The sequence below is a fragment of the Micromonospora sp. SD12 genome (assembly GCF_052068495.1).
In the GTDB taxonomy this organism is placed as follows: Bacteria; Actinomycetota; Actinomycetes; order Mycobacteriales; family Micromonosporaceae; genus Micromonospora; species Micromonospora echinofusca.
In genome coordinates this window covers 1-24,518 of the sequence record NZ_JBQHDF010000023.1, presented here as the reverse complement: position 1 = coordinate 24,518, position 24,518 = coordinate 1, and the positions used below count along the sequence as shown (strand labels likewise).

26 protein-coding genes, 1 tRNA gene and 1 pseudogene are annotated in these 24,518 nt (G+C 73.6%); 4 read left to right on the top strand and 24 right to left on the bottom strand.

The genetic code is table 11. The annotated features are described in order from the left end of the window. Nucleotides 1–2: 2 nt before the first annotated feature. The 13 genes from ACTMS2_RS27250 to ACTMS2_RS27190 all read right to left on the bottom strand — a co-directional run bounded on the left by ACTMS2_RS27250 (nucleotide 3) and on the right by ACTMS2_RS27190 (nucleotide 10,723). Nucleotides 3–1,244, bottom strand: coding sequence for a nitric oxide synthase oxygenase (locus tag ACTMS2_RS27250; protein ID WP_441177946.1), 1,242 nt, complete (start codon nucleotides 1,242–1,244; stop codon nucleotides 3–5). Nucleotides 1,245–1,557: 313 nt separating this feature from the next. After that, complete coding sequence (locus ACTMS2_RS27245; protein WP_101409914.1) at nucleotides 1,558–2,142, bottom strand: MerR family transcriptional regulator; 585 nt, start codon at nucleotides 2,140–2,142, stop codon at nucleotides 1,558–1,560. Between the two features lie 191 nt (nucleotides 2,143–2,333). Next, on the bottom strand, nucleotides 2,334–2,798 hold the full coding sequence (locus ACTMS2_RS27240; protein WP_441177945.1) for a bifunctional nuclease family protein: 465 nt from the start codon (nucleotides 2,796–2,798) through the stop codon (nucleotides 2,334–2,336). Between the two features lie 175 nt (nucleotides 2,799–2,973). Continuing rightward, a complete protein-coding gene (gene ftsR / locus ACTMS2_RS27235; RefSeq protein ID WP_172896671.1) occupies nucleotides 2,974–3,675 on the bottom strand; it encodes a transcriptional regulator FtsR in 702 nt (233 codons plus the stop codon). Nucleotides 3,676–3,725: 50 nt separating this feature from the next. Then, on the bottom strand, nucleotides 3,726–4,178 hold the full coding sequence (odhI, locus tag ACTMS2_RS27230; RefSeq protein ID WP_089000305.1) for an oxoglutarate dehydrogenase inhibitor Odhl: 453 nt from the start codon (nucleotides 4,176–4,178) through the stop codon (nucleotides 3,726–3,728). 214 nt (nucleotides 4,179–4,392) lie between these two features. Next, entirely contained in the window at nucleotides 4,393–4,773 is a 381-nt protein-coding gene (gcvH, locus tag ACTMS2_RS27225) for a glycine cleavage system protein GcvH (protein WP_089000304.1), read from the bottom strand. Between the two features lie 54 nt (nucleotides 4,774–4,827). After that, nucleotides 4,828–5,787, bottom strand: a complete 960-nt coding sequence (locus tag ACTMS2_RS27220; RefSeq protein ID WP_441177944.1) for a DUF881 domain-containing protein — start codon at nucleotides 5,785–5,787, stop codon at nucleotides 4,828–4,830. A gap of 10 nt (nucleotides 5,788–5,797) precedes the next feature. After that, on the bottom strand, nucleotides 5,798–6,130 hold the full coding sequence (locus ACTMS2_RS27215; protein ID WP_089000302.1) for a small basic family protein: 333 nt from the start codon (nucleotides 6,128–6,130) through the stop codon (nucleotides 5,798–5,800). Beyond that, nucleotides 6,127–7,071, bottom strand: a complete 945-nt coding sequence (locus tag ACTMS2_RS27210; protein ID WP_089000301.1) for a DUF881 domain-containing protein — start codon at nucleotides 7,069–7,071, stop codon at nucleotides 6,127–6,129. Before ACTMS2_RS27210 ends, ACTMS2_RS27215 begins: the two co-directional genes overlap by 4 nt. Next, nucleotides 7,068–7,709: a CDP-alcohol phosphatidyltransferase family protein gene (locus ACTMS2_RS27205; RefSeq protein ID WP_441177943.1), complete on the bottom strand. Its 642-nt coding sequence runs from the start codon at nucleotides 7,707–7,709 to the stop codon at nucleotides 7,068–7,070. The genes ACTMS2_RS27210 and ACTMS2_RS27205 overlap by 4 nt, the downstream gene beginning before the upstream one ends. Before the next feature lie 308 nt (nucleotides 7,710–8,017). Further along, on the bottom strand, nucleotides 8,018–8,488 hold the full coding sequence (locus ACTMS2_RS27200) for a MarR family transcriptional regulator (RefSeq protein ID WP_441177942.1): 471 nt from the start codon (nucleotides 8,486–8,488) through the stop codon (nucleotides 8,018–8,020). Between the two features lie 53 nt (nucleotides 8,489–8,541). Next, a complete protein-coding gene (locus ACTMS2_RS27195; RefSeq protein WP_441177941.1) occupies nucleotides 8,542–9,723 on the bottom strand; it encodes a PP2C family protein-serine/threonine phosphatase in 1,182 nt (393 codons plus the stop codon). 253 nt (nucleotides 9,724–9,976) lie between these two features. Further along, nucleotides 9,977–10,723: an SAM-dependent methyltransferase gene (locus tag ACTMS2_RS27190; RefSeq protein ID WP_441177940.1), complete on the bottom strand. Its 747-nt coding sequence runs from the start codon at nucleotides 10,721–10,723 to the stop codon at nucleotides 9,977–9,979. A 119-nt stretch (nucleotides 10,724–10,842) separates the two neighbouring features. Between ACTMS2_RS27190 and ACTMS2_RS27185 the strand changes: the two genes are divergently transcribed. The 3 genes from ACTMS2_RS27185 (at nucleotide 10,843) to ACTMS2_RS27175 (ending at nucleotide 12,513) form a co-directional block, all read left to right on the top strand. Next, the gene (locus ACTMS2_RS27185) at nucleotides 10,843–11,724 is read left to right on the top strand and encodes a universal stress protein (RefSeq protein ID WP_441177939.1); all 882 of its coding nucleotides are present in this window, start codon (nucleotides 10,843–10,845) and stop codon (nucleotides 11,722–11,724) included. Between the two features lie 100 nt (nucleotides 11,725–11,824). Beyond that, nucleotides 11,825–12,037, top strand: a complete 213-nt coding sequence (locus tag ACTMS2_RS27180) for a phosphatidylethanolamine-binding protein (RefSeq protein WP_101409922.1) — start codon at nucleotides 11,825–11,827, stop codon at nucleotides 12,035–12,037. Further along, nucleotides 12,034–12,513 carry a hypothetical protein gene (locus tag ACTMS2_RS27175; RefSeq protein ID WP_441177938.1) on the top strand — a complete coding sequence of 160 codons (480 nt, stop codon included), beginning with the start codon at nucleotides 12,034–12,036 and terminating at the stop codon, nucleotides 12,511–12,513. The genes ACTMS2_RS27180 and ACTMS2_RS27175 overlap by 4 nt, the downstream gene beginning before the upstream one ends. On the opposite strand, the gene ACTMS2_RS27170 is transcribed toward ACTMS2_RS27175, so the two are convergent. Continuing rightward, nucleotides 12,510–12,713, bottom strand: a complete 204-nt coding sequence (locus ACTMS2_RS27170; RefSeq protein ID WP_363900006.1) for a hypothetical protein — start codon at nucleotides 12,711–12,713, stop codon at nucleotides 12,510–12,512. The genes ACTMS2_RS27175 and ACTMS2_RS27170 overlap by 4 nt on opposite strands. A gap of 119 nt (nucleotides 12,714–12,832) precedes the next feature. Here ACTMS2_RS27170 and ACTMS2_RS27165 point away from each other — a divergent pair, with 119 nt between their 5' ends. Then, nucleotides 12,833–13,483, top strand: a complete 651-nt coding sequence (locus ACTMS2_RS27165; RefSeq protein ID WP_441177937.1) for a hypothetical protein — start codon at nucleotides 12,833–12,835, stop codon at nucleotides 13,481–13,483. A gap of 4 nt (nucleotides 13,484–13,487) precedes the next feature. Here the strand turns inward: ACTMS2_RS27165 and ACTMS2_RS27160 are convergent, their stop codons facing one another. The 10 genes and pseudogenes from ACTMS2_RS27160 to ACTMS2_RS27115 all read right to left on the bottom strand — a co-directional run. Further along, a complete protein-coding gene (locus ACTMS2_RS27160) occupies nucleotides 13,488–13,673 on the bottom strand; it encodes a hypothetical protein (protein ID WP_210838630.1) in 186 nt (61 codons plus the stop codon). 70 nt (nucleotides 13,674–13,743) lie between these two features. Continuing rightward, nucleotides 13,744–15,021, bottom strand: coding sequence for a hemolysin family protein (locus ACTMS2_RS27155; RefSeq protein WP_441177936.1), 1,278 nt, complete (start codon nucleotides 15,019–15,021; stop codon nucleotides 13,744–13,746). A gap of 1 nt (nucleotide 15,022) precedes the next feature. Then, a complete protein-coding gene (locus ACTMS2_RS27150) occupies nucleotides 15,023–15,220 on the bottom strand; it encodes a hypothetical protein (RefSeq protein ID WP_089000292.1) in 198 nt (65 codons plus the stop codon). A 40-nt stretch (nucleotides 15,221–15,260) separates the two neighbouring features. Then, nucleotides 15,261–17,024, bottom strand: coding sequence for a selenocysteine-specific translation elongation factor (gene selB / locus ACTMS2_RS27145; RefSeq protein ID WP_441177935.1), 1,764 nt, complete (start codon nucleotides 17,022–17,024; stop codon nucleotides 15,261–15,263). Between the two features lie 3 nt (nucleotides 17,025–17,027). Then, nucleotides 17,028–18,332, bottom strand: coding sequence for an L-seryl-tRNA(Sec) selenium transferase (selA, locus tag ACTMS2_RS27140; RefSeq protein WP_199184496.1), 1,305 nt, complete (start codon nucleotides 18,330–18,332; stop codon nucleotides 17,028–17,030). A gap of 19 nt (nucleotides 18,333–18,351) precedes the next feature. Beyond that, nucleotides 18,352–18,447: transfer RNA gene (locus tag ACTMS2_RS27135), tRNA-Sec, on the bottom strand. A 44-nt stretch (nucleotides 18,448–18,491) separates the two neighbouring features. Then, nucleotides 18,492–19,481 carry an NrfD/PsrC family molybdoenzyme membrane anchor subunit gene (gene nrfD, locus ACTMS2_RS27130; RefSeq protein ID WP_441177934.1) on the bottom strand — a complete coding sequence of 330 codons (990 nt, stop codon included), beginning with the start codon at nucleotides 19,479–19,481 and terminating at the stop codon, nucleotides 18,492–18,494. Beyond that, on the bottom strand, nucleotides 19,478–20,587 hold the full coding sequence (locus ACTMS2_RS27125) for a 4Fe-4S dicluster domain-containing protein (RefSeq protein ID WP_441177933.1): 1,110 nt from the start codon (nucleotides 20,585–20,587) through the stop codon (nucleotides 19,478–19,480). Before ACTMS2_RS27125 ends, nrfD begins: the two co-directional genes overlap by 4 nt. Next, nucleotides 20,577–23,876 (bottom strand): formate dehydrogenase, encoded by a 3,300-nt coding sequence (gene fdh, locus ACTMS2_RS27120; RefSeq protein ID WP_441177932.1) that lies wholly within the window; start codon nucleotides 23,874–23,876, stop codon nucleotides 20,577–20,579. The genes ACTMS2_RS27125 and fdh overlap by 11 nt, the downstream gene beginning before the upstream one ends. Before the next feature lie 462 nt (nucleotides 23,877–24,338). Next, nucleotides 24,339–24,518: pseudogene (locus ACTMS2_RS27115) on the bottom strand (hypothetical protein); the annotation flags it as partial.

Here is a 24,518-nt window from a genome sequence, read left to right as displayed (position 1 = left end):
CCTCAGCCCTCCTGCCGGCGAGCGACGTCATGACGCTGCCGCAGGGTCGACTGCAACACGCCCGACGGCCCGTACGCACGGTCCGCCTGCCACAGGTTCGGGTTCGGGATCCTCTCGTCGTAGTAGCGGTGGTGCACGGCATGCAACGCGGCCCACCCCACACTGCCGTTGAGCCACGACCAGTCACCATGCACCGGCCGACCCGCCCGCTCCTCGAACTCGCAGAACCTCATGAACTGCTCCGACTCGGTGTGCGGATCGGACACCCGCACACCGGCCAGCCGGAACGAGTGCAGCACCGCCTGGTTGATCACCAACACGGCGTGCTCGCGCCACAGATTGTCCTCCCGGGAGGTGTCCAACCCCAGCCCCCGGGCCACCGGCAGCAACTGGTCGTAGCGGCCCCGGTCCCCCATGTTGCGGGTACCGATCTCGTCGCTCAGATAGTGACCGTTGAAGGGAGCACAGCTGTAGTCCACCCCACCGATCCGCAACCGCATGTTGCTGATCACCGGCAGGGCATGCCAGCGCAGCCGTAGATCCTCGAACCACGGGTACTCCGGATGCACCAGGGCGACCTCCCGAACGAGGTCCCGGGACACCTCCACCACCGTCGGATCCTCATACGCCGTCTCGATGACCCATGGCAACAGGTCGAACCGACCCGGTACCGCGGGCGGACGCCACCCCAGACGCCGCGCCGCATCGGTCATCGCCACCTGCGCCGGATCACCCCGCACCGACCCGTCGTCCGTCCGATGCCCGCAGTACCGGATCAACTGGTCGTTCCAGATCCGCGCCCGCGGCCCCACCCCCGGCCGGTCGGGCGCGAACACCGTCATGACCGACTGGATCCGCCCACCGTTGTCCGCCACCGCCAGGTGCTGCGCCAACTCCTGCGAGATGCCCGCCACCGTCGTCACCTCGCGCCGGTCCCGGACCTTCAGCCCTGCCCACCGCACCCGTCCCACGCACCGCACCGACTGCCGCCAGGCGACCTTCGCCCCGTACGCCAACTCCTCCGTGGTGTGCCGGTACGTGCCGGTCAGCGCGATCTCCTCCCGGACCTCCGCGATCCGCCCGATCAGGCCCGGCAGCCGTCGCTCCGCGTGGTAGAGCTGCAAGAACTCGACGGCCTCCGCCGTGACGTCCTCCACCAGGGAATCTTGCGACCGGGAGGCATGAGCCACCGGACAGCCCGACGCGTTGCCGTCTGCGGCACTCTCACCGGCATCCAAGACCATTGCGTCGACGTGATAGTCAGTCTGCACTCTCGTTCAAATCCGATCGTCGGGCAGGCGTCGCCATCGCCTTCTGCGTCGTCCGTACAGGTTCGCCGAACCGCCACGTCATATCACCGTGGGTGATATGCACGCAGAAGATCGTGAACGCCGCACACAGGATTCACGGTGACGCAATGACTGTCAACAAGGCGACTCGTGCCCAAGGCGTCCACTGTCGGCATTTGCCTCCGAGCAGGCCAGATTGGACATCACCGCAGCGGCTCCTGATTCCCCAGGCCACCCACGAAGGGCACCCCCGGCCAGCCGCCGGAGATCAACCCGCCCGACGACGCGCCCGACGCGCCGCCAACTCGTCACCCACCGGATCAGCCGCCACCGGCGCCTCCACCGACGTCGCCGGCTCCGACGGCAGGTGCGACAAGGACCCCTGGATCTCCTTGAACGCCCCACCGATCGCGATGCCGAACACGCCCTGGCCACCCTGCAACAGATCGACCACCTCCTCCGGCGACCGGCACTCGTACACGGTCGTGCCATCGGAGATCAACGTGATGCCCGCGAGATCCTCCACCCCACGGGAGCGCAGCGCCTCGATCGCCTTACGGATGTTCTGCAACGACACCCCGGCGTCCAGCAGCCGCTTCACCACCTTCAGGACCACCAGGTCCCGGAACGAATACAACCGCTGCGTGCCCGAACCCGAAGCGTCGCGCACACTCGGCACCACCAACCCCGTACGGGCCCAGTAGTCCAACTGGCGGTAGCTGATCCCCACCGCGTGGCAGGCCGTCACACCCCGGTACCCCACGGCACCGTCACCCTCGGTCGCCCAACCCGGCGGCGCCACACCCGGCTCGTCCAGCTCCGTACCCGGATCGGGATCTCGCGGCTCGTGCATCCGGACAACCTCCCCGCCAGTGCGGTGACACGTCGCTTCCGGGACGTGCACCCCTCGACACGGCAACCCTATAGCCGCCTTGAGAAATTGCCCCGCAGGAACCGTCGCGACACGCCGCGACACACGACAACGACGATCACCCACAGCACCGGACCGTCACCGAAAGTGACGCCCCCCGCAGGAGACCGGAGTCAGCCGGCGAAATCCTCCGGACGCACCTGGTCCAGGAACTCGCGGAACTTCTCCACCTCGTCCTCCTGCTCGTCCGGGATCACGATCCCCGCCTCGCTGAGGACCTCCTCGGCACAACGAATCGGCGCACCGACCCGCAACGCCAACGCGATGGAATCACTCGGCCGGGCCGACACCCGCACCCCGTCACCGAGCAACAGATCCGCGTAGAAGACGTTCTCCTTCAACTCGGTGATCTCCACCGCCTTCAACGGCGCCTTCAACGCCGCCAACACGTCCCGCAGAAGATCATGGGTCAGCGGCCGGGCCGGCTTGACCCCCTGCTGCTCATAGGCGATCGCCGTCGCCTCGACCGCACCGATCCAGATCGGCAGATAGCGGTCCCCCTCGACCTCCCTGAGCAGGACGATCGGCTGGTTGCTGGGCAGCTCCACCCGAACTCCGACCACGCTCAGCTCGCGCACCGCCGCCTCCGTGTCGTTGTCACCTACGCCGCACCGCGCCCTTCCCTGCACGGTACACGGACCGCGACACGGCCGTCCCATGCGCTACCTGCACCACGCCCGCGCCAGAAAGGGGTTACCCCGGCAAGCCTACGACACGCTTCCCGGGGAAGATCTTTCCGCACGCCCCACCGGATCACCGACCCAACGTCGAGCGCAACCCCACCCGCACCAACGCCGCATGCAACTGCTGCGACAACGCCACCAACTCCCGCGCCGTCTCCGCAGCCCGCGCGCGCGCCGCCGGATCACTCTGCCGCGCCAACGGCGCCACCAACTGCGCGAACAGACCGACCTCCCGATCCGCCGCCGTCCGGAACGCCCGCAGATGCCGCGGCTCCAACCCGTACGCCGCCAGACCCGCCACCGCACGCGCGATGATCAACGCATCGTCGTCGTACCAACCTGGCGGATCCGACACCACCACACCGAGGCGCTCCAACTCGCCCAGCGTCGACTCGTCGATCCCACTGCGCGCCACCAGATCCAACCGGCCGAGCCGCACCTGCGACGACCCGGCCGGCTCCTCCGACACCCGCCCCGGAACCTCACCGTCCGGACCCACCGCCACCAACGTCGGCCGCTGCCGACCCGGCGACTCCCCGGACGCGTCCCACTGCGCCAACTGATCACGGATCACCCGCAAGGGCAGATACTGGTCCCGCTGCGCGGTCAACACGAACCGCAACCGCGCCACATCGTCCCAGCTGTACTTCCGGTAACCCGCAGCCGTCCGCTGCGGCTCCACCAGACCCTCGGCCTCGAGGAACCGCAACTTCGAAATGGTCACGTCCGGGAAATCGACCCGCAACTGACCCAGCACCTCGCCGATGCTCATCAGCGGACGGGCGCGGGCCGCCTCGGGCGGCGTGGAGGCCGCAGGCTCGTTCACCCCCGGCCGGCCCCCTCCTCGGGACGCGGACCGGCGATGAACACCACCCGGAACTTGCCGATCTGCACCTCGTCACCATTGCTCAACGTGGCCGCCTCGACCCGCTCCCGGTTCACGTACGTGCCGTTCAGACTTCCCACGTCCCGCACCGTGAACGTCCCACCGTCACGGTGGAACTCCGCATGCCGCCGCGACACCGTCACGTCGTCCAAGAAGATGTCACTGTCCGGGTGACGACCGCTGGTCGTCACATCGTGATCCAACAGGAACCGGGCACCCGCGTTCGGACCCCGGCGAACCACCAGCAGCGCCATACCCGGCGGCAACGAACCGGACATCCGGCTCGGCACCACATCGGTGTCCGGCCCCTCCAGCACTTCGTCGAGCGAACCGAGATTGAGCGTCGAAGTGACGTCGAGTGGGGGGAACTCGTCGTCTGGGCGCGTCATGGGACCACCTCACGGATCTGTTCGGTCGGCGTCGGGTAATGGCGGGTCTGGCCGCCGGGCACTACCACACCCGGCGGCTGGCTCCCCGTGCCCGGAAAGGCAATTCCGCAACGCTGAACTATTGGATTCTCGGTCGACTGGGCGAGCCTAGCCAGCGCCGAAATGCAGGGCAACCGGACGCGCGGAACACCCACCACGCCCGGAAGGGACGCACTCAGCTCTCGGTGAGCTCACGATACGCGTCCGCGGACAGCAGGCCGTCGACCGCCGCCGGATCGTCCAAGGCGATCTCCACCAACCAACCCGCACCGTACGGATCCGTGTTGATCACCTCAGGGGTGTCGCCGAGCGCCTCGTTGCGCGCCGACACCGTACCGCTGAGCGGGGCGTAGATCTCCGACACGCTCTTGGTCGACTCGATCTCACCCAACGACTCACCGGCCGCCACCACCGCGCCCGCCTCGGGCAGCTGGACGTACACGATGTCACCCAGGGCGTCCTGCGCGAAGTGCGTGATGCCGACCCGGACAGTGCCACCGCCGTCACCCGCCACCCACTCGTGCTCGGCGGTATACCGCAGATCCTCAGGAATCACCAGACGCGTCCTTCATCCATCGGCGCACCGGAAACCCGGTGCGAGCCGCGCCGGTCAGGAGACCGGACGGGCGTGTTCCAGCTTGATCGGCGCGTGCAGCGCCGAAACCTCGGCAACCTCACGATCCTCAACGATCAACTTACCGCCGTCACCCGTCACCGACGCCACCACCCCGCCAGGAATGTTCAAGGCCGTACGCATCGTCGCCGGATCACCGATCACCGTGATCGTGAACGGACCCGTCAACCGACGCCCGTCCACCACCAACGCCCCGCCCTCCCCGTCCAGGAAGAACGTCGAGGCGATGATCCGCACCGTCGCCCGGTCACCACCGGAGATCTGCATCGCCTCCGCGCCCGCGCCCCGCAACTCCTGCACCGCGTCCAGCACCCGCGACGCCGAGATCGACTTCTCACCCGCCTCGAACCGCACCGACAACCCCGGTCCCGTCGCCGGCAACGTCCCCGCCAGGATGCCCAACTCGTCGGCCCGCCGCGTCGCCTCCTCCAACGCCGCCTGCCGACCCTGCTGACCCGACCGCAACTGCCGCTGGCTCTCCTCCAACGTCGCGATGTCCTGCCGCAGCCGGACCTCCCGCGAATTCAGGTCGTACAGGATCCGCACCAGATCCTCCTGCCGCGTCGCCGCCACCGTCGGATCCGTCGACGTCGTCTTGAACTGCACCACCAACGTGAACCCCAGCAACGCCAACAGCGCCGCGATCATCACCCCGGCCGAACTCACCCGCCGCCGCGGCGCCGGCCCGGCAGCCGCCGGCTGCTCGACGTCACCCGCACCGGCCGCCCGGCTCAGATCCACCGTCGCCCCGTCATCGGGCTCCCGCACGGAAGGCTCCACCGGCGGCGCCGACCGCTCCGGCGCCAACGGGCTCAACTCGTCCGGATCCGGCGCCTCGGGCCGCGGATCGGGCTCCCCCGCCGGACCCCCCGGCCGCCCCGGACCCGCCGGCTGCGGCCAGCCCGTGCCCGTCTCCGTGTGCTCGTCGCTGCTCATCGCCACCAACCTACGCCCGGAACAGGTGCCGACGGATCGCCGCCACGTTCCCGAAGATCCGCACCCCGAGCACCACCACCACGCCGGTGGAGAGCTGACCGCCCACCCCCAACTGGTCACCCAGGTACACGATCAAACCCGCCACCAGCACGTTCGAGATGAACGACACCACGAACTGCTTGTCGTCGAAGATCCGGTCGAGCTTCGCCCGCACCCCGCCGAACACCGCGTCCAGCGCGGCCACCACCGCGATCGGCAGGTACGGCTGCAACGCCGTGGGAACCGTGGGGTCGAGCCACACCCCCAGCACCACACCGGCCAGCAAGGCCAGCACCGCGATCATCGACCACCTCCGGAGGGGCTGGGAGACGTCCTCGAACCGGTCGGCCCAGGACTGACGGAACCGTCGACCCCCGACGGCGACGGCGTCGGACTCACCGAGGGCTGCGCGTAGCGTAGCCGCGGGTCCGGAGCCGCCGGCAGGGTGAGGTCCTCGGCCTCCCGCACACCGAACGACAACCCCGTGTCCTCAGCCACCTTGCGCATCGTCAACGCGCTACGGCTGTCCTCGTAGCGGTCCCGCATCGACCCCGGACCGATCGCCGACACCTCGTACGGGCCCGTCACCGGCCGGAAGTCCACCAGGATCGCCTGCCCCGCCGAACGGATCGTCGACATCGCCGTCAACCGCTGACCGTTGATCGCGATCGCCTCCGCCCCCGCCGCCCACAGGTCGTTGGCCACACCCTGAAGATCGCTGTAGATCACCCGGGACGGCCCCACGTCCGCGCCGGTCACCGCGTCCTGGTTCTGCGGGGCGTCCGCCAGGCGCACCACCACGCCGTCACCGCGCACCCGCCCCAGGCCGGTACCGGCCTCCAGGTTGTGCAACCGCGCCGCCTCCGAACCGCCCAGCGCCGCCGCCCGCTGCCGCGCCACCTCCGCCCGCAGCTCGTCGGCCCGCACCGACAACCGGTCCGTCTCGGTCTCCCGCTGCTTGATCTGCTCGACCAGGCCGGACCGAGCCTGGCTGCGCCCCGGCTCGGCCTCCAGCGTCTGCCGGTACGCCACCGCGAACAGGAAACCCAGCAGCAGCGCCACCACCAGGGTCACGGAGCGCGCCGACCAGCGCCGCCACTGCGCCGGCGGCGTCTGCCGCTCCCGACGCCGGGCCGCCGCGTCGGCGTACCCGGGATCCAACGGGTTACGGAACAACTCCGTGAGGAAGTCGGGGGCGTACACCCGGTCGGGACGTCCCCGACCGTCGCCCGGCGTACCCGTCATGCCGTCACTCCCCCGGCCCGCACCGACCGGACCAGCCGGGCAGCCTGCACCACGTAGAGCGCGCCGGCCACCCAGTAGAGCACCAGGCCCCACCAGGCCAGGCCCCAACCGATCGCCCCCGCAGCGGTCGCCGCACCCGGCACCGCCGCCGCGAGCAGCAGGACCGGGAAGGCGGCCAGCAGCAGGAACGTCGCGGTCTTGCCCACGTAGTGCACCGGGGGCGGACCGTAGCCGTGGCGGCGCAGCACCGCCAGCGAACCCAGCAGGAGCAGCTCCCGGGCCAGCAACGCCGCCGTGAACTGCCAGGGCACCACGTCGCGGGCGGTGAACGCGAGCAGCGTGGCGAGGATGTAGAGCCGGTCGGCCAGCGGGTCGAGCAGCTCCCCCAACCGACTGACCTGACGCATCCGGCGCGCGACCCAGCCGTCCACCCAGTCGGTGGTGCCACCGATGGCCAGCACCACGACCGCCGCCACGTCGGCACGCGCCACGAGCAGCAGGTAGAGGAAGAGCGGCACGCCGAGCAGGCGGACGAAGCTGATGACGTTCGGCAGCGTGAGGACCCGGTCGCCGACGGCCGACCCGCTCGTGGCGGCGGTGGCCTCCGGGTGATCTTCCCGAGCCGGCGGACGCGACACCGGACCTCCTCCGCGACACGCTCCGCCGCCCGGCCGAGCGCGGAGAACGTGGGCGCTGTCGGGCCGGCTCGCGCCGGCGTCCCCTGCGGCCCCCGACGGGACCTTCACCTGACTCGGCCCGCGATCGTCATGATCACGGGCCGGCTGATTGCGCTGCCACTATATCGGGCCGTCGCCGCTGCCCCCCGGCTCAGGCCACTCGCTGGTCGGTGTCTGGTTGTCTTTCGTGCGGTGGGTCACCACCCGTAAGGCATCCTAGGACACTAGTGGAGCGATGGAACCCACGGGCCGTCGGCGTCGGGCCGGGGTCAGGCGGTACGGGCGGAGGAGTCGGCCGGCACCTCCGCCGTCACGGCGGAGGCCGCGCGCTCGAAGGCCACCAGCGCCAGCAGCAGCTCGTGCTGCGCCCGACCCGGCATCCGGTCCAGCACGGCCTGCACGGCCCGGTGGCGGCGCTCCTGGAGCTCGCGCAACAGCCGCTCGGCGTCGGCGGTGGGGACCAGCCGCACCTCCCGCCGGTCGCGGGGGTCGGGGACCCGGCGCAGCAGGCCCGTCGCCTCCAGCCGGTCGCAGAGCCGGCTCGCCGAGGAGGGTACGACGTCCAGCAGCTCGGCCAGGCCGTTGACGTTGGTCTCCGGTCGGCCGGTGATCAGCGACAGCACGCGCAACTGCGTCGGGGAGACGGCCATCTGGTGCCGGGACACCGCCGAGTCGAGCACACCGACGAGCGCCTCCGCGGCGGCGTCGATCGCCGCGGCGAGATTCAGAGGTCGTTCCACCAGGTGTCCCCTGCGATCGTCCCGCTCGTGTGCTGCCGTCGCGACGACGGCTCTCACCCGTCGCCCCGCCCGGCGGAGCCACGCCAGTCCAGGCAGACGACGACAGCATCGTCGCGCAAATCGACATCCGCGTGCCAGGCGTGCAGTTCGCGCATCACCGTACCAACCGCCTCCGCCGGAGGTTGCAGCCGCGTGGAACGCATCGCCCGCGCCATCGCCCGCTCGCCGTACGCCCCGCGGTCACCGGGGTCGGCGGCCCACACGCCGTCGCTGACCACGAAGAGCCGGTCCCCCGGCTCCAGATCGAACTCCTGGACGTCGTAGCGGGCCTCGGCGAACATGCCCAACGGCAGCTGCTGTTCCAGGTGGATGGGCGTCACCGTCCCGCCGCGCAGGCGCAACAGGTGCGGGGAGCCGGCGTCCACCGCCCGCACCCGCCCGGTGGCGGTGTCCAGTTCGAGCAGGAGCGTGGCCACGTAGCGGCGACCACGATGCTGGTAGAAGACCGTGTCGGAGGCCAGCTCGGCCTGCTCGGCGAGACTCCCCCCGGAACGCCGCGCGTTGCGCAGCGCGTTCACGGTGACGGCGGTCAGCAGCGCCGCCGCCAGCCCGATGCCGGCGCCGTTGAGCACCGTCACGGTGAGCCGGTCGTCGTCCACGGACCAGTCGAAGTGGTCCCCGCCGACGGTGTACGCAGGCTCCAGCTGGCCGGCGAGATCGAACGCCGCGTGACTCACGCCGCGCCCCGGCAGCAGCTCCCACTGCATCTCCGCGGCCATGCTGAGCCGCTCCCGCCGGCGGACCCGGCGGTACCGGTCGGTCTCCCGGTCCGCGGCGCGCAGCACGACGGCCAGCTCACCGGCGACGTCCGCGGCCCGCTCGACGACGTCCGGGCCGGGCGGGTCGGGCAGCTCGACCAGGAGCACCCCGAGCCGCTCCCCCCACACCGACAGCGGCAGGTAGAGCCGCCACCGGCCCTCGTCCGTGGCGTCGGTCACCGGCTGCTGGCTGCTGAAGCAGCGCTGTGCCATGGTGTGGCAGGCGAGGAACTCCCCGCCGTCGGCGAGGTCGGTGTCCAGCACCGGCCAGAGCCCGGTGATCCGGTAGTCGGCGATGAACACGTCCGTTCGCGAGGCGCCCAGGGCTGACCGGATGGCCCGGTCCGCCGCCTCCACCACCTGGTCGGGCGGGGCCGCGCGAAGCGCACGCGAGACCTGGCCCGGTGCCTCCAACATGATCATCCTCCGAAAAGCTTGCCGTAGGGCAAGCATCATACGGAGGCCCGCGCCCCGGCCTCCCGGCGGGCGGGCCCGCCGGGAGCGCGTCGACGGCCACGACACGGGGGCGCCGGCACCACCCCAGGCAGCGCCGGCGCGTACGTGCTGCGGCGGGCGGCCGGCACCGCCTCCGCCGTCCTGGAAACCGACCCGCCAGGCGAGGCGGTCAGCCCGGCGAGCGTCGTGGAACCCGACCCGCCAGGCGAGGCGGTCAGTCCGGCGAACGGACGGCGAGCCCGCCGTGGAAGGCGTCCGGCACCTGCGCCCGCGGGCCGTCCGGGCGCCACCGGGTGATCGGCACGATGCCGTCGTCGGTGGGCGTCCAGCGGCCCAGCAGCCGCGCGAACGCGGCCGGCGCGCGCATCCGGAACGTCGGACCCATCATCGCCAGGGCCTCCGGGTGACCGGCCAGTTCCTCGGTGTCGAAGTCGACGGCGAGCACGCTGCCGGGCGCGGTGGCCTGGTAGAGCTCGTCGAGGGTGCGCGCCAGCGTCTCGTCGTCCAGGAACGCGGCCAGGCCGAGGAAGACCACCCCGACCGGCCTCCTCCCCCACCCCGGCACGAACCGGTGCAACTGGGCGCGGTCGACAGTGCCGATGTCGGTGGCGTCGCCGTAGCCGTAGCCGGCCCGGTCGCTGCCGGCCAGCAGGCGCTGACCGAGGCGGATGGTCACCGGGTCGACGTCGGTGTAGAGCACGGTGGCCTCCGGGGCGACCTCGTGCACGTTGCCCATGCTGGGCACCCCGGCGCCGAAGACGAGGAAGCCGTCCACCCCCCGCGCGGCCATCGCCCGTACCGCCCGGCCGAGGAAGGCGCGCAGCTCGCGGAAGACCGGCGCGCACGGCCCGTACGCGTGCTCGAAGGCACGCGCGGACGCCACGTCGACCGGGAAGTGGTGCTCCCCGCCGAGCCAGAAGTCGATCATGCGCGCGGTGCTCGGCTGGTCGGGCTCAACCATCGACGACGCTCCCTCCCCGGTGGGCGTGGACAGCGTACCGACCACTCGGCCTGCGCGGTATCGGCCCGCCGACAGGCGGCCGGCCGCGATACTGGCCGGGAACCGGCGGGAGGTGGGCGGTGAACTCGGCGAACGGCGCGGCGGTGGTCGTCGGCGTGGACGGCTCGGAATCGGCGCTGCGTGCCGTACGGCTGGCCGCCGTCGAGGCGGCCCGCCGGCACCGGCCGCTGCGGATCGTGCACGGCTTCATCTGGCCCCTGCTGCGCGTCCCGGTCGACGCCCCCGCCGGCGGACCGCCCGGCGCCGGGCTGCGGGAGCAGGCGGAACAGGTCGTCACCGCCGCCACGGACGAGGCCGAGGCCACGGTGCCCGGGTTGCGGATCTCCGGCGAGATCATCGACGGCGAGGCCGCCGCGGTGCTGCTCGGCGAGTCCCCGGCCGCCGCGATGATCGTGCTGGGCGACCGGGGGCTCGGCGGCTTCTCCGCCCTGGTGGTCGGGTCGGTCGCGGTGCAGGTCGCCGCCTACGCCGACTGCCCGGTCATGGTCGCCCGGGGCACCGACCACCCCGACGGGCCCGTGGTCGTGGGGGTCGACGGCTCCGAGACCGCCCGGCTCGCCGCGGAGTTCGCGATCGAGGAGGCGTCCGTGCGCGGCGCGCCGCTGGTCGCGTTGCACGCCTACCGGCATCCGGCCTCCACCGGCCCCGGGGACATGCTGCCCCTGGTGTACGACGACACCGAGCTGCGTTCCGAGGAGGAGCGGGTGGTCGCCGAGACGCTGGCCGGGCTGACGCAACGGTGGCCGGACGTGCCGGTCAGCCGGGAGACCTCCCGGGGCCGCCCCACCACCGTGCTGGCCGAGGCGTCCCGGGGGGCACAGCTGCTGGTGGTCGGCCGGCAGGGCCGCGGCGAGCTGACCGGGCTGCTGCTGGGCTCGGTGAGCCAGTCGATGCTGCACCACGCCGACTGTCCCGTCGCGGTGGTCCGTGCGCCCCGCTGAGCCCACCCCACCGCGCCGAACCGGTCGTGGGGTTGGTCGCGGCGCAGGCGGGTAGACGACCGCGGTACGCCAACGGCGACGACGACCGGAGGAGGCAGCGATGCCAGGACCACGGCCGGGCAGCAACGCGTACGACAAGCAGCGGGCACGCATCCGCAACGCGATAGACGATTCGGGACGACGGGTGCCGGACGACAAGGCCAACGACGTGGCCAACCGGATCCTGCAGTCCGACCGCGGGCAGCGGGGCGTCGTGCGCGGTGAGCGGGTCTACGGCCCCAAGGGCGAGCGCGAACCGGGCGACCCGAAGTGAGGGCGGGCGGCCTGGCCGACGGGGCGATCGCCGGCGCGGTCGGCAGCACCGCCCTGAACGTGGTCAGCTACCTGGACATGGTCGTACGGGCGCGCCCGGCGAGCAGCACCCCGGAGCGCAGCGCCGGACGGCTGGCCGAGGTGGCGCACGTGGACCTGGGGCCCCGGGACCGGGCGGCCAACCGCCGCTCGGGCCTCGGCCCGCTGCTCGGCTACGGCATCGGCGTCGCGGCGGGAATCGGGTACGCCCTGCTCTCCCGGGGCCGCCGGATGCCGCTGCCGCTGGCCGCCGGGGTGCTCGGTGGCGGCGTCATGACGATGTCCGACGGGTCGATGACGGTGCTCGGCGTGACCGATCCGCGCACGTGGCGACGCGGCGACTGGCTGGCCGACCTCGTGCCGCACCTCGCGTACGGCGTGGCGGCCGCAGCCACCTGGAACCGGCTGCGACCGCCCGCCTCGCACCGGGGCCGCTAGCCCGGGGTGCTCTCGTCGTCCGCGACCGGCTCGGCGGCCGGCCCGTACGGCGACACCTGCCCGCGGGGCACCGGGCGCCCCTCGTCGCCGCGCGACGAGCCGCGGTTGCGCGGGTGCCCCGCGGGGTTGGGGCCCTTGCTGTCCTGGCTGGTGGCGCCCTTGTTGTTGCGGCGGAACTCCTCCTGCTGCGGATTCACCACGGGTCTCTCCTTCCGGGTTCGACCGGGTCCGGCGTCGGTTACCCGTCCACCCCTGCGGCATGCCCGCCGGGACCGACGCTCGCAGGGGTGGCCGGGCGCAGGGCGGGTACATCCCTGGGATGGGCGACGACCGGAAGGTGGCGCGGGTCCTGCTGGACCGGCGGGGCCGCACGTACGCCGAGGAGGCGGGCATCACGCTCGCCGACCGGCCCGCCCCGCTCTACCAGCTGCTGGTGCTCGCCACGCTGCTGAGCACCCGGATCCGGGCGGGCGTGGCCGTGGCGGCCGCGCGGGAGCTGTTCGCCGCTCGCCTGCGGACCCCGCAGGCGATGGAGGCGGCGAGCTGGCAGGACCGGGTCGACGCGCTGGGTCGGGGCCACTACCGCCGCTACGACGAGCGGACCTCGACCATGCTCGGCACCGGCGCGCGACTGTGCCGGGAGCGCTGGCGCGGCGACCTGCGCCGGTTGCACCGCGAGGCCGGCGGGGAGCCGGTCGGACTGCGCCGGCTGCTGACCGAGTTCCCCGGCATCGGCCCCACCGGCGCCGACATCTTCCTGCGCGAGGCGCAGGTGGTCTGGCCGGACCTGCGCCCGTTCGCCGACCGGCGGGCCCTGGCCGGCGCGAAACGCCTCGGCCTGCCCGGCTCGGCGGAGCGGCTGGCGGCGCTGGTCGCCCCCGCCGACTTCGGTCGGTTCGCCTCGGCACTGGTCCGGGTTGCCCTCGGCGAGGAGTCCGCCGGTGAGGTGACCCGCGCCGCCGCCGGGTGACCGCCTACTTCACCGTCTTGTCGCCCGGCTTCGTCAGGTGCCACACCAGCAGCGCCGCCAGCAGCGCGAGCACGACGAGGCCCCCGGACACGCCGCGGCCGTCCTCCTCGCTGCGGCCGGTGGTGCCGAAGTAGATCACCGCGAGCCCGGCCAGCACGGTGACGAACGTCCGCATCCCTCGGTCCTTCACGTACGGCACGGTACGACGCGGCCCGCACCGAAGGTGGCGGTTCATTCCGTTTTCATCCCATCAGGGACCGTCAGTCGCCGGCCGCGAAGCCGCGCAGCCGCACCCGGCGGATCACCCGGTCGGACACCTCCACCACCTCGACGGTCAGCCCCGGCAGGTGCACGGTCTCCCCCGGGCCGCTCGGCAGGTGCCCCAGCCCGGCCAGCACCAACCCGGCCACCGTCGTGTACTCCCGCGACGGTCGGAAGTGCAGGCGTACGCCGACGTCGGGCAGGTCGTGCAGCGGGAAGTCGCCGGGCACCAGCAGCGAGCCGTCCGGTTCCCGGGTCGCCCCGGTCACGTCCCGGTCGGTCTCGTCGTACAGCTCCCCGACGACCTCCTCCAGCAGGTCCTCCATCGTGATCATGCCGTCGACGCCGCCGTGCTCGTCGACGACGAGGGCGAGCTGCTGGTGGCACGCCCGCAGTTCCCGCAGCGCGTCGGAGACGGGCAGGGTGCCCGGCAGCAGCAGCGGCGGGCGGGCCCGGTCGGCGACGGTCGCCGCGTCCGCTCCGACGAGTTCGCGGATGTGCACCACGCCGCGCACCTCGTCGAGCCCGCCCGGCCCGACGACCGGGGCGCGGGAGCGGCCGGCGGCGGCGAGCCGGCGCAGCCCGTCGGCGGCCGACAGCGTGGCGGGCAGCGTCGTCACGGCCAGCCGGGGCACCAGGATCTCCCGCAGCGTACGGCCGGCGATGTCGAACGCGCCGGTGAGGATCTCCCGCTGCTGCGGGGACAGGCCCCGCTGGCTGACCAGCATCTCCCGCAGCTCGTCCTCGGTCATCTCCGTACGGCTGGCCCGCGGGTCCCCGCCGGCCAGCCGCACCACCCCGTCGGTGGCCCTGCTCAGCAGCCAGACCGCCGGCCGGGACAGCCGGGCCAGCAGGTCCAGCGGGCCGGCGCTGAGCAGCCCCCAGCGCTCGGCGCGCTGCATCGCCAGCCGCTTGGGGGCCAGCTCGCCCACGACCAGCGTGACGAACGTCAGCAGCACGGTGACCAGGACGATCGCGACTCCCCGCGCGGCGCCGCCGAGGAAGCTCAGCGGCCCGACCAGCGGCTCGGCCAGGGACACCGCGGCCGCGGCGGAGGCGAGGAACCCGGCGAGGGTGATCCCGAGCTGGATGGTGGCGAGGTACCGGTTGGGGTCGCGCACCAGCCGCGCCAGCCGCTCCCCCGAGCGGCTGCGCCGGCCCAACTGCCGCACCTGCCCCTCGCGCAGCGTCACCAACGCCATCTCGCTGCCCGACAGGGCGGCGTTGATCAGCACCAGCACCGCCACCAGCGCGAGCTGGCCGAACTGCGCCCCCATGTCAGTCGACCTCCAGGTCGTCGAGGGAGATCTTGTGCGTCATCAGCCACCGGGCCAGCGCCGACATCCCGAACAGCCACAGCGGCGCGGACTCGGTGGTGCCGTTGGTCGCGAAGATCGCGAAACGCAGGTCCGGCGCCCGGTACGCCTCGATCCGCCACTTGTGCTGCCTGTCCCGCCAGACCGCGGAAGGGTCCATGGCGTCACGCTAGGCGACCGCCCACCCCGCCGGGGCGGCTTCAGGACCCGGCCGTGACCACGACCCGCGCGTCGTCGGGCAGCCGCCGGGTCACGCCGCGGCGGTCCAGGAGCTCCAGCAGCGGCACCGCGACCCGGCGGGTGGTGTCCAGCGCCCGCCGGGCGGCGCTGAGCGTGAACGGCTGGGGCAGCCCGGCCAGCACCCGTACGGCGTCGTCGGCCGCGCCGGGCAGCAGCACCACGTTCTCGGCCAGCCGCAGCAGCGCCCCCGCGCGTACGGCCGCGCCGATCTCCCGGGGACCCAGCCCCAGGTCGGCGAGGTGCTCGGCCTCGGGGGCGCGGAACGGGCGGTCGGCGTACTCGGCGCGGACCCGGGCCACGGCCCGGGCCACCGGCTCCGGCAGCGCGTCGACCGCCGACGCGGTGACCCGACCGGCGCGCAGCCGCAGCGGCGGTCGCACCAGCGCCTCGACCAGCGCCCGCTCGGGCAGCTCGAGGCGCTGGCGCAGCAGCTCGACCGGCGCCCCCGGCTCCAGCGGATGCTCCCGGGCGTGCCGGGCTACCTCCTCGACCAGCCGGGCGCCGAGGGCCCGCCAGTGCGCCGGGTCGGCCAACCAGTCGCCGGCGACCGGCCGGCCGGTGACCTCGACGCCGGTGCGGACCAGGTCGCCGGCCCGTGCCAGCCGCCGCCGGCGCAGCTCGCCGGCCAGGTCGGGGCGGCCGTCCATCGTCGCCAGTACGGCCGCGCGGGCGGCCGCCGCGCCCCGGCGGGTCAGCGGCGGCGGCGCGACGTCCAGCACGGTCACCCCGCCCGCGACGTGGTGCCGGCCCGGATCACGCAGCAACGCGCGGTCCCCGACCAGCAGCGGCAGCGGCCGGGCCAGCCGCAGCCGGGCGGTGTCGGCGCCGAGGGGCCGGACCCGGGCCGGCACGGCCGCCGCGCCGATGTACAGGGTCAGGGTGGCCGGCAGGTCCCCGGCGGCATCGGCGGCCAGCCGTACGTCCAGCAGGTCCGTGCGGTGGAACCGGCCGGGGGTGAGCAGCGCGTCGCCGCGGCCGAGGCGGTCGCGGGGCGTGCCGCGCAGGTTCACCGCCACCCGCGCTACCGCGGCGACCTCGGGCCGCGCCACGCCGAGGGAGTGCAGGCCGCGTACCCGCACCGGCTCCGCGCTGCCGGCCAGCTCCAGCTCGTCGCCCACCCGCAGCCGGCCGGCGCCGAGGGTGCCGGTCACCACGGTGCCGGCGCCCCGGACGGTGAAGGCGCGGTCCACCCACAGCCGCACCGGGGCGTCGGTGGGCGCGTCGGGCAGCCGGGCGGCGAGCCGGTCCAGCGCCGCGCGCAGCTGCGGCAGGCCGGCGCCGGTGACCGCGCTGACGGCGACCGCGTCGAGGCCGCCGAGGGAGGTGGCGGCCAGCTCCGCCCGGGCCTGCGCCGTCGCCGGCCCCGGGTCCGCCAGGTCCGCGCGGGTCACCACCAGCAGCCCGTACGCCACCCCGAGCGCGTCCAGCGCCGCCACGTGCTCGGCGGACTGCGGCATCCAGCCCTCGTCGGCGGCGACGACGATCAGCGCGGCGGGCACCGGGCCGACGCCGGCGAGCATGTTCGGCACGAACCGCTGGTGGCCCGGCACGTCGACGAACGCGACCGTCGCGCCCGAGGGCAGCGTGCTCCAGGCGAAGCCGAGGTCGATGGTCATGCCCCGGCGGCGTTCCTCGGCCCACCGGTCCGGTTCCATCCCCGTCAGCGCCCGCACCAGCGTCGACTTGCCGTGGTCGACGTGCCCGGCGGTGGCCACCACGAACACGGCTCAGCCCCGCCCGGGTACGCGCAGCACGGCGGCGCGCAGCGCCGCGTCGGCGTCGACGGGTACGCAGCGCAGGTCCAGCAGCAGCCGCCCCCGTACGACCCGGCCCAGCACCGGCGGGTCGCCGAGACGCAGCGGCCCCGCATAGTGCTCGGGCAGGGCGAGCGCCCAGGAGGGCAGCTCGACGCCGGGCGCGCCACCGCCGCCGACGACCGCCCCGGCGGGCACCACCTGCGCCTCGCACCCGTCGGCGGCGAGCGCGTCACGCAGCCGCTCGGTGCGCTCGCGCAGCGCGCCCGGGTCGGCGTGCAGCGCGGCCCGGGTGGGGGTGGCCGGGTCGCCGAGGGTGGCGGCCAGCGCGGCGAGGGTCAGCTTGTCCACTCGCAGCGCCCGGGCCAGGGGGTGGCGGCGCAGCCGCTCGACGAGGTCGGCGGCGCCGAGCAGCAGGCCGGCCTGCGGGCCGCCGAGCAGCTTGTCGCCGCTGGCGGTGACCAGCGCCGCCCCGGCCCGCAGGGTGGAGGCGGCGTCCGGCTCGGCGGGCAGCAGCGCATCGGGCGCGAGCAGCCCGGAGCCGATGTCGGCGACCACGGGGACGCCGAGGGTGGCCAGCGCCCGTACGGGCACGGCGGAGGTGAAGCCGGTGACCTGGAAGTTCGACGGGTGCACCTTGAGCACGAAGCCGGTACGGGGGCCGAGCGCGGCGGCGTAGTCGTCGAGGGTGCTGCGGTTGGTGGTGCCGACCTCGCGCAGCCGGGCGCCGGTGCTCTCCAGCAGGTCGGGCAGGCGGAACCCGTCGCCGATCTCCACCAGTTCGCCCCGGCTCACGACGATCTCGGCGTCGGCGGCCAGGGCGGTGGCGGCGAGCACCAGCGCGGCGGCGCCGTTGTTGACCACGTGCACCGCGCCCGCGTCGGGTACCGCCGCCGCGAGGGCGTCGAGGGCGTCGCGTCCGCGCCGGGCCCGCCGCCCGGTGCGCAGGTCCAGCTCGACGTCCGTGTGCCCGGTGGCCGCGGCGACCGCCGCGACGGCGGCGGGCGACAGCGCGGCGCGGCCCAAATTGGTGTGCAGCACCACCCCGGTGGCGTTGAGCACCGCCCGGGGCGTCGACGCGGGCAAGGCGGCCAGCGCGGCGTCGCGTACCGCCTCGGGGGTGATCTCGCCCCGGCGGGCGCGCTCCTGGGCGCGGTGGACGGCGGCCTTGACCCGCTCCCGACCGACGGTGACCGCCGCGGCGGCCAGCCGGGGGTCGGCGAGCAGCGCGTCGGTGCGCGGCACCCGCCGGCGCGGATCGGCCGCGACGTCCCCCATGGTCCCCTCTTCCGCAGCATGGCGGAGACGGACGGGAATCGAACCCGCCTGGCCCGGATCCCGGACCACACCGGTTTTGAAGACCGGGAGGGGCACCAGCCGCCTGAACGCCTCCACGCAGCAGTGAACCACAGGCCCGGCGGGCGGCCGTGGGCGGCGTCAGCCCTCGGCGGCGCGCCGCCGCTGGAGGCGCTCGCGCTGCGGCACCACCGTGTACTTCGGATCCTTCGCCGAGGCGACGCCGCCGTGGAAGATGCCGAACCGGGTCGCCACCGAGGCGCCCAGCAGGGCCGCACCGGACAGTGCGGAGAGCGTGCGACTGCGCCGGCCCAGCAGCGCGCCGGCCACCCCGACGGCGGTCAGGGCCCGTCCGGCGCGCAGCAGGCGACCGGCGGACCCGGTGCGGTAGGGCTCGCTGAGCAGCCCGAGCCGGGTCTCCACGCGGTGCGCGCCGTACAGCTCCAGGGCCGCGCCCGCCACCGCCATCCGCCGGGCGGGCCCGGCCTGCGCGGGCGGCGCGGCGATCAGCCCCACTCCCGCGCCGCTGGCCAGGGCGCTGCCCGCGAAGATGACCGGCAGTTCCGGGTACGCCTCGTGCCACGACGGCACGGCCGTGTCGGCCAGCAGCACCCCCGTGTACGTGGCGAGCGCCGGCGCGGTCGCCGCGGCGGCCAGCCCGGCGGCGTGCCCCACGGGCGGCAGCACCCGGCGGGCGAGGCCGGCCAACCCCCGCTCGGGCAGCCACGACGCGCCCTCGGCGACCGCCGCGACGCCGGCCGCCGGGCCGAACGCGCCGAGGATCCACGTACCCACGGACATGGGCGAGGTCGGCTTGGCCACCCGCAGCATGTGGTGGAACCGGGCGGGCCGGCCCAGGTCCCTGATCAGGAAGACGGTGCTGGCGGTGACGGCCGCCAGCGAGGTGACCCGGCCGGCGCGGCGAAGCGCGGGACGGCCGGTGAGCTGCCCGCCCGCGGCGAGCAGCGACGAGCCGGCGGCCAGCCCGCCGGTGAACAGGTACGCGGCGATGTCCCACTTCCAGACCGGCGCCTTGAGGATCGGGCGGCCGTAGTAGGAGGTGAACTCGGCCTCCGGGACGCGCAACTCCTCGCCGCCGCGCCGCCTGCGCCCACCACGCTCCGGACTCACGAGGAACCTCCCACGAACGCGGCCACGGCCGCCGCAGCCATCGCCAGCGCGGCCAGGCCGGCCCGCTTCCACATCTTCGGCAGGTCCCGCGTGGTGACCACCGGGTCCGGCGGCAGCCCGTACACCTCGGGCTCGTCGAGCAGCAGGAAGAACGCGCCGTCGCCGCCCACCCCGTCGCCCGGGTCGTGCCCGTAGAGCCGCGCCTCGGGCACGCCCCGCTCGTGCAGCGTCGCCACCCGGGCCGCCGCCCGTTCCCGCAACTCGTCGAGGGGCCCGTACTGGATCGACTCGGTCGGGCACGCCTGCGCGCAGGCGGGGGTCCCGCCGGCGCCGATCCGGTCGTAGCACAGCGTGCACTTCCACGCCCGGCCGTCGCCCTTACGCTGGTCGATGACGCCGTACGGGCAAGCGGAGATGCAGTAGCCGCAGCCGTTGCAGATGTCCTCCTGCACCACCACCGTGCCGAACTCGGTGCGGAACAGCGAGCCGGTCGGGCACACGTCGAGGCAGGCCGCGTGGGTGCAGTGCTTGCAGACGTCGGACATCATCAACCAGCGGAAGTCGGTGCGTCCCTCCGCGCCCCCGGCCCGCCCCGGCGGCTGCGCCCCCGGCATCCCCAGGAACTCCGGCCCGCCGCCCCGGCCGGCGGAGCCCGTGCCGGCGCCAGCACCGGTCGCCGGCCCCGGGTCGACGCCGGCGGCCATCCGCGCGGCCGCGTCCGCCGCGCCCGGCGGCACCCCCGGCTCGGTGCCGGTCGCGTTGCCGACGCCGGCGGCGACGGCCGCCGACGCGGCGCTGACCGACCCGCCCGTGGGCGTACCGGCGAACGGCGGGCTGCGGTGCCCGGCCGGTCGGGGCTGCTCGACGAACGCCACGTGCCGCCACGAGTTCGCGGTCAACGCGCCGGTGTTGTCGTACGACATGCCCAGCAGGTCCAGCCCCGAACCGGGGACGTCGTTCCACTCCTTGCAGGCCACCTCGCACGCCTTGCAGCCGATGCAGACGCTGGTGTCGGTGAAGAACCCCATCCGGGGCGGCGCGTCGGTCCAGCCCGCCTCGGGAGCGGGATCCAGCGGCCCGGACAGGCTGTGCGGGTCAGGAAGCATCGCGGCCCTCCCCGGCGCCGTAGGCGGGAGCCGGCGGGGGGAGCGCCCCCGGGGTGAGCGTCGGGGGCGGATGGCCGGGGACGATGCCCGCCCGCCGCTGGTAGTCGGCCACCAGGCCCAGCAGGGCCGGGCCGGTGGGCCGCCGCCCCGGCCGCACGTCACAGGTACCGATCTTGCTCTCCTGGATCAGCACGTTCGGGTCCAGGGTGATCCCGAACAGGTCGTTGGCCGAGTCGCCGGTCACCAGGCCCTCGAACCCGAAGTGGTACGGCAGCCACACCTGGTGGATGACCCGGCCGTCGACGCGCAGCGGGGTGAGCCGGTCGGTGATGAGCACCTTCGCCTCGATCACCGCCCGCCCGCTGACCAGGTGCGCCCAGCCCAGGTGCGCCAGGCCCGCCTCCGTCGCCAGTTCCGGGGACACCTCGACGAACATCTCCGGTTGCAGCTCCGCCAGGGGCCGCACCGTACGGCTCATCCCGCCCGCCGTGTGGTGCTCGGTGAGCCGGCTGACCGTGAACACGTACGGGAACACCTGACTGTGCTCCTGTGGCGGGCTCGGGTTCACCGAGTTCACCGGATGCGCGTACACCTTGCGGGTGGGGTTGGCCTGCTGCCGGTAGAACGGGTTGCGCACCGGCGACTCGGCCGGCTCGTAGTGCGTCGGCAGCGGGCCGTCGAGCACTCCGCTGGGCGCGTACAGCCAGCCCTTGCCGTCGCCCTGCATGACGAACGGGTCGTCGCCGGCGATCCCCTCCGGACCGGACGCGCCCTCGGGCGGCCGGTACGTCGGCGGCTTCGTACGCTCGAAGTCCGGCACGTCGTAGCCGGTCCACTGCCCGGCCGCCTGGTCCCACCAGACGTAGCGCTTACGTTCGCTCCACGGCTGGCCCTGCGGGTCGGCGGAGGCGCGGTTGTAGAGGATGCGCCGGTTCGCCGGCCACGCCCAGCCCCACTCGGCGGCCACCCAGTCCTGCTCGTGGCGCGACCGACGCCGCGCCGCCTGGTTGACGCCGTCGGCGTACACCCCGGAGTAGATCCAGCAGCCCACGGCGGTGGAGCCGTCGTCGCGGGCCTCGGCGAACGCGGACAGCGGGCGACCCGTCGCCACCTCGTAGCCGTTGATCTCGCGCAGCACCGCCTCGGCGCTCGGCTCGGCGTGCGGGCCGTGCGTGGGATAGTCCCAGGCCAGGTCGAGCAGCGCCCGGTCGCGCGGCAGGTCGGAGCCGGCCAGCTTCTCCCGCAGCCGCAGCCCGAGGTGGTAGAAGAACCACAGCTCGGAGCGGGCGTCGCCCGGCGGGTCCACGGCCTTCTCCCGCCACTGCAACAGCCGCTGGGTCTGGGTGAAGGTGCCCTCCTTCTCCACGTGCGAGGCGGCCGGCAGGAAGAACACCTCCGTCCTGCACTGCTCCGGCACGATCTCGCCGGTGGCGACCTCGGGGCTGTTGCGCCAGAACGTGGCGCTCTCGATCATGAACAGGTCGCGGACCACCAGCCAGTCGAGGTTGGCCATGCCGAGGCGCTGCGCCCGGCCGTGCGCCGAGCCGACCGCCGGGTTCTGGCCGAGCAGGAAGTAGCCCCGCACCTTCCCGTCGATCATGTTCAGCACCTGCTGGTACGTCCCGTGGTCACCCGTCATCCGGGGCAGGTACCCGTAGCAGAAGTCGTTCCCCGGCGTCGCCGCGTCCCCCCAGTACGCCTTCAGCAGGCTCGCCGCGTAGGCGCGGGCATTGCCCCAGAAACCCTTCTGACCGGGGTGGCGGATGCTGTCCACCCACTCGTCGAAGGTGGGGTGGTCGGCGTGGTGCGGCATCGGCAGGTAGCCGGGCAGCAGGTTGAACAGCGTCGGGATGTCGGTGGAGCCCTGGATGCTGGCGTGCCCCCGCAGCGCGAGGATGCCCCCGCCGGGGCGGCCCATGTTGCCCAGCAGCAGCTGGATGATCGCGCCCGTACGGATGTACTGCACGCCGACGCTGTGCTGCGTCCACCCCACCGAGTAGATCAGCACGCCGGTGCGTTCCCGACCCGAGTTGGCCGTCCACGCCTCGGCCAGCTCCAGGAACTTCTCCCGCGGAATGCCGCAGACCCGCTCCACCATCTCCGGCGTGTAGCGCGCGAAGTGCCGCTTGAGGATCTGGTAGACGCAGCGCGGGTGCTGCAACGTCTCGTCCCGCTCGGTCTGCCCGCCGACCTGGGCGCCGTGCGACTCGTGGCGCAGCCCCGCGGCGGTGTCGCGCTCCTTGGCGGTGTGGCCACTGCCGGAGTCCGACTCGTGGCCCGCGTACTGCCAGGAGTCCTGGACGTAGCTGCCCGTCTCCGGGTCGAAGCCGGAGAAGAAGCCGTCGCCGTCCTCGGTGTCGACGAAGCGCTCGCTGACGATCGTCGCGGCGTTCGTGTACGCCAGCACGTACTCCCGGAAGTCCAGCTCGTTCTCCAGGATGTGCCGCACCACGCCACCGAGCAGCGCGATGTCGGAGCCCGCGCGGATCGGCAGGTACGTGTCGGCCAGCGCGCTCGTGCGGGTGAACCGCGGATCGACGTGGAACACCCTGGCGCCACGCCGCTTGGCCTCCATCACCCACTGGAAGCCCACCGGGTGGGCCTCGGCCATGTTCGAGCCCTGGATGATGACGACGTCAGCGTTGGCGACGTCCTGCTGGAAGTCCGTCGCGCCACCGCGACCGAAGCTGGCCCCCAGACCGGGGACGGTGGCGGAGTGTCAAATGCGCGCCTGGTTCTCGATCTGGAGCGCCCCCATCGCCGTGAACAACTTCTTGATGAGGTAGTTCTCCTCGTTGTCCAGCGTCGCGCCACCCAGGCTGGAGATGCCCAGCGTACGGTTCAGCGGCCGGCCCTGGGCGTCCACGTCCTCCCAGGTCTCGGCGCGGGCGGCGAGGATCCGGTCGGCGATCATGTCGAGCGCGACGTCGAGCTCCAGGTCCTCCCACTCCGTGGCGTAGGGCCGCCGGTAGCGGACCTTCGTCTGCCGCAGCGGACTGGTCACGAGGCTCTTGCTGGCCGACCCCTTCGGGCACAGCCGGCCCCGGGAGATCGGGCTGTCCGGGTCGCCCTCGATCTGGGTGACCGCGCCGTCCTTCACGAAGACGCGCTGGCCGCAGCCCACCGCGCAGTAGGGGCAGACCGAGCGGGCCACGCTGTCGGCGGCTTCGGTGCGGGGAGTCAGCTCCGCCGACCGGCCCGACTGCGCCGCGGCGCCCCGGCCCAGCGGGTCGGTGCCGGTGAGTTGCCGGTAGACCGGCCAGCCCTGGATGAAGGTCCGCAGGCCCACGCGACACCCCCTCTCCCGGCCCGTGCGACGTCGCCACCATGAACATAGGCCAGGCCGCCGGGCACCGCGACCCGTCCCCACCGATCACGACCCCCACGCCCACGTCCGCGCACCGGCTCACCACCCCGACGCTCACGTCCGCGACCGGCGGTCGGCCCCGCCAGGGGTACGGACACCAGACGACACGACGCCGCCCCCGGGCCCTGAGGCTCGGGGGCGGCGCTGGTATCGGTGTGCAGGTCGCCTCTCGGCGAGTGGCGCGACGCGGCTCCAGCCGGACGGTATTCCGCGAAGGCAATTTAGGTGAGGCCCGGGGACACTGGACACACCGACACCTCATTCAACCAGCCGGCGGGCCGCGATGTTCCCCCGGCGGTGGATGTGCCGCTGGCCGGCACCCCGGGTTCGGGTGCCGGCCAGCGATCCCCCTTGTGGTGGAAAGTCGGTGTCCGTGGTTCTGTGTCAGCTGTTCCAGTGCTCGGCGACCAGGTCGGCGGCCTGCTGCTCCCACTGGGCGTAGTGGTCCGGGTAGGCCGACACCTGCACGGTCTGCGCGGCCTTGGTCAGGGGCATGTCCTGCCACCCGTCGACCTGCTTGAGGCCCTTGAGGAACGCGGTGGTCGAGTACTCGGGGTCGGTGAT

What these genes read in the sequence shown, in the direction of transcription:
- ACTMS2_RS27250 (WP_441177946.1), bottom strand. Translation starts at nt 1,244, where the DNA reads ATGGTCTTGGATGCCGGTGAGAGTGCCGCAGACGGCAACGCGTCGGGC.
- ACTMS2_RS27245 (WP_101409914.1), bottom strand. Translation starts at nt 2,142, where the DNA reads ATGCACGAGCCGCGAGATCCCGATCCGGGTACGGAGCTGGACGAGCCG.
- ftsR (WP_172896671.1), bottom strand. Translation starts at nt 3,675, where the DNA reads ATGAGCATCGGCGAGGTGCTGGGTCAGTTGCGGGTCGATTTCCCGGAC.
- odhI (WP_089000305.1), bottom strand. Translation starts at nt 4,178, where the DNA reads ATGACGCGCCCAGACGACGAGTTCCCCCCACTCGACGTCACTTCGACG.
- ACTMS2_RS27220 (WP_441177944.1), bottom strand. Translation starts at nt 5,787, where the DNA reads ATGAGCAGCGACGAGCACACGGAGACGGGCACGGGCTGGCCGCAGCCG.
- ACTMS2_RS27215 (WP_089000302.1), bottom strand. Translation starts at nt 6,130, where the DNA reads ATGATCGCGGTGCTGGCCTTGCTGGCCGGTGTGGTGCTGGGGGTGTGG.
- ACTMS2_RS27210 (WP_089000301.1), bottom strand. Translation starts at nt 7,071, where the DNA reads ATGACGGGTACGCCGGGCGACGGTCGGGGACGTCCCGACCGGGTGTAC.
- ACTMS2_RS27195 (WP_441177941.1), bottom strand. Translation starts at nt 9,723, where the DNA reads ATGTTGGAGGCACCGGGCCAGGTCTCGCGTGCGCTTCGCGCGGCCCCG.
- ACTMS2_RS27190 (WP_441177940.1), bottom strand. Translation starts at nt 10,723, where the DNA reads ATGGTTGAGCCCGACCAGCCGAGCACCGCGCGCATGATCGACTTCTGG.
- ACTMS2_RS27180 (WP_101409922.1), top strand. Translation starts at nt 11,825, where the DNA reads ATGCCAGGACCACGGCCGGGCAGCAACGCGTACGACAAGCAGCGGGCA.
- ACTMS2_RS27165 (WP_441177937.1), top strand. Translation starts at nt 12,833, where the DNA reads ATGGGCGACGACCGGAAGGTGGCGCGGGTCCTGCTGGACCGGCGGGGC.
- ACTMS2_RS27155 (WP_441177936.1), bottom strand. Translation starts at nt 15,021, where the DNA reads ATGGGGGCGCAGTTCGGCCAGCTCGCGCTGGTGGCGGTGCTGGTGCTG.
- ACTMS2_RS27150 (WP_089000292.1), bottom strand. Translation starts at nt 15,220, where the DNA reads ATGGACCCTTCCGCGGTCTGGCGGGACAGGCAGCACAAGTGGCGGATC.
- selA (WP_199184496.1), bottom strand. Translation starts at nt 18,332, where the DNA reads ATGGGGGACGTCGCGGCCGATCCGCGCCGGCGGGTGCCGCGCACCGAC.
- ACTMS2_RS27125 (WP_441177933.1), bottom strand. Translation starts at nt 20,587, where the DNA reads ATGCTTCCTGACCCGCACAGCCTGTCCGGGCCGCTGGATCCCGCTCCC.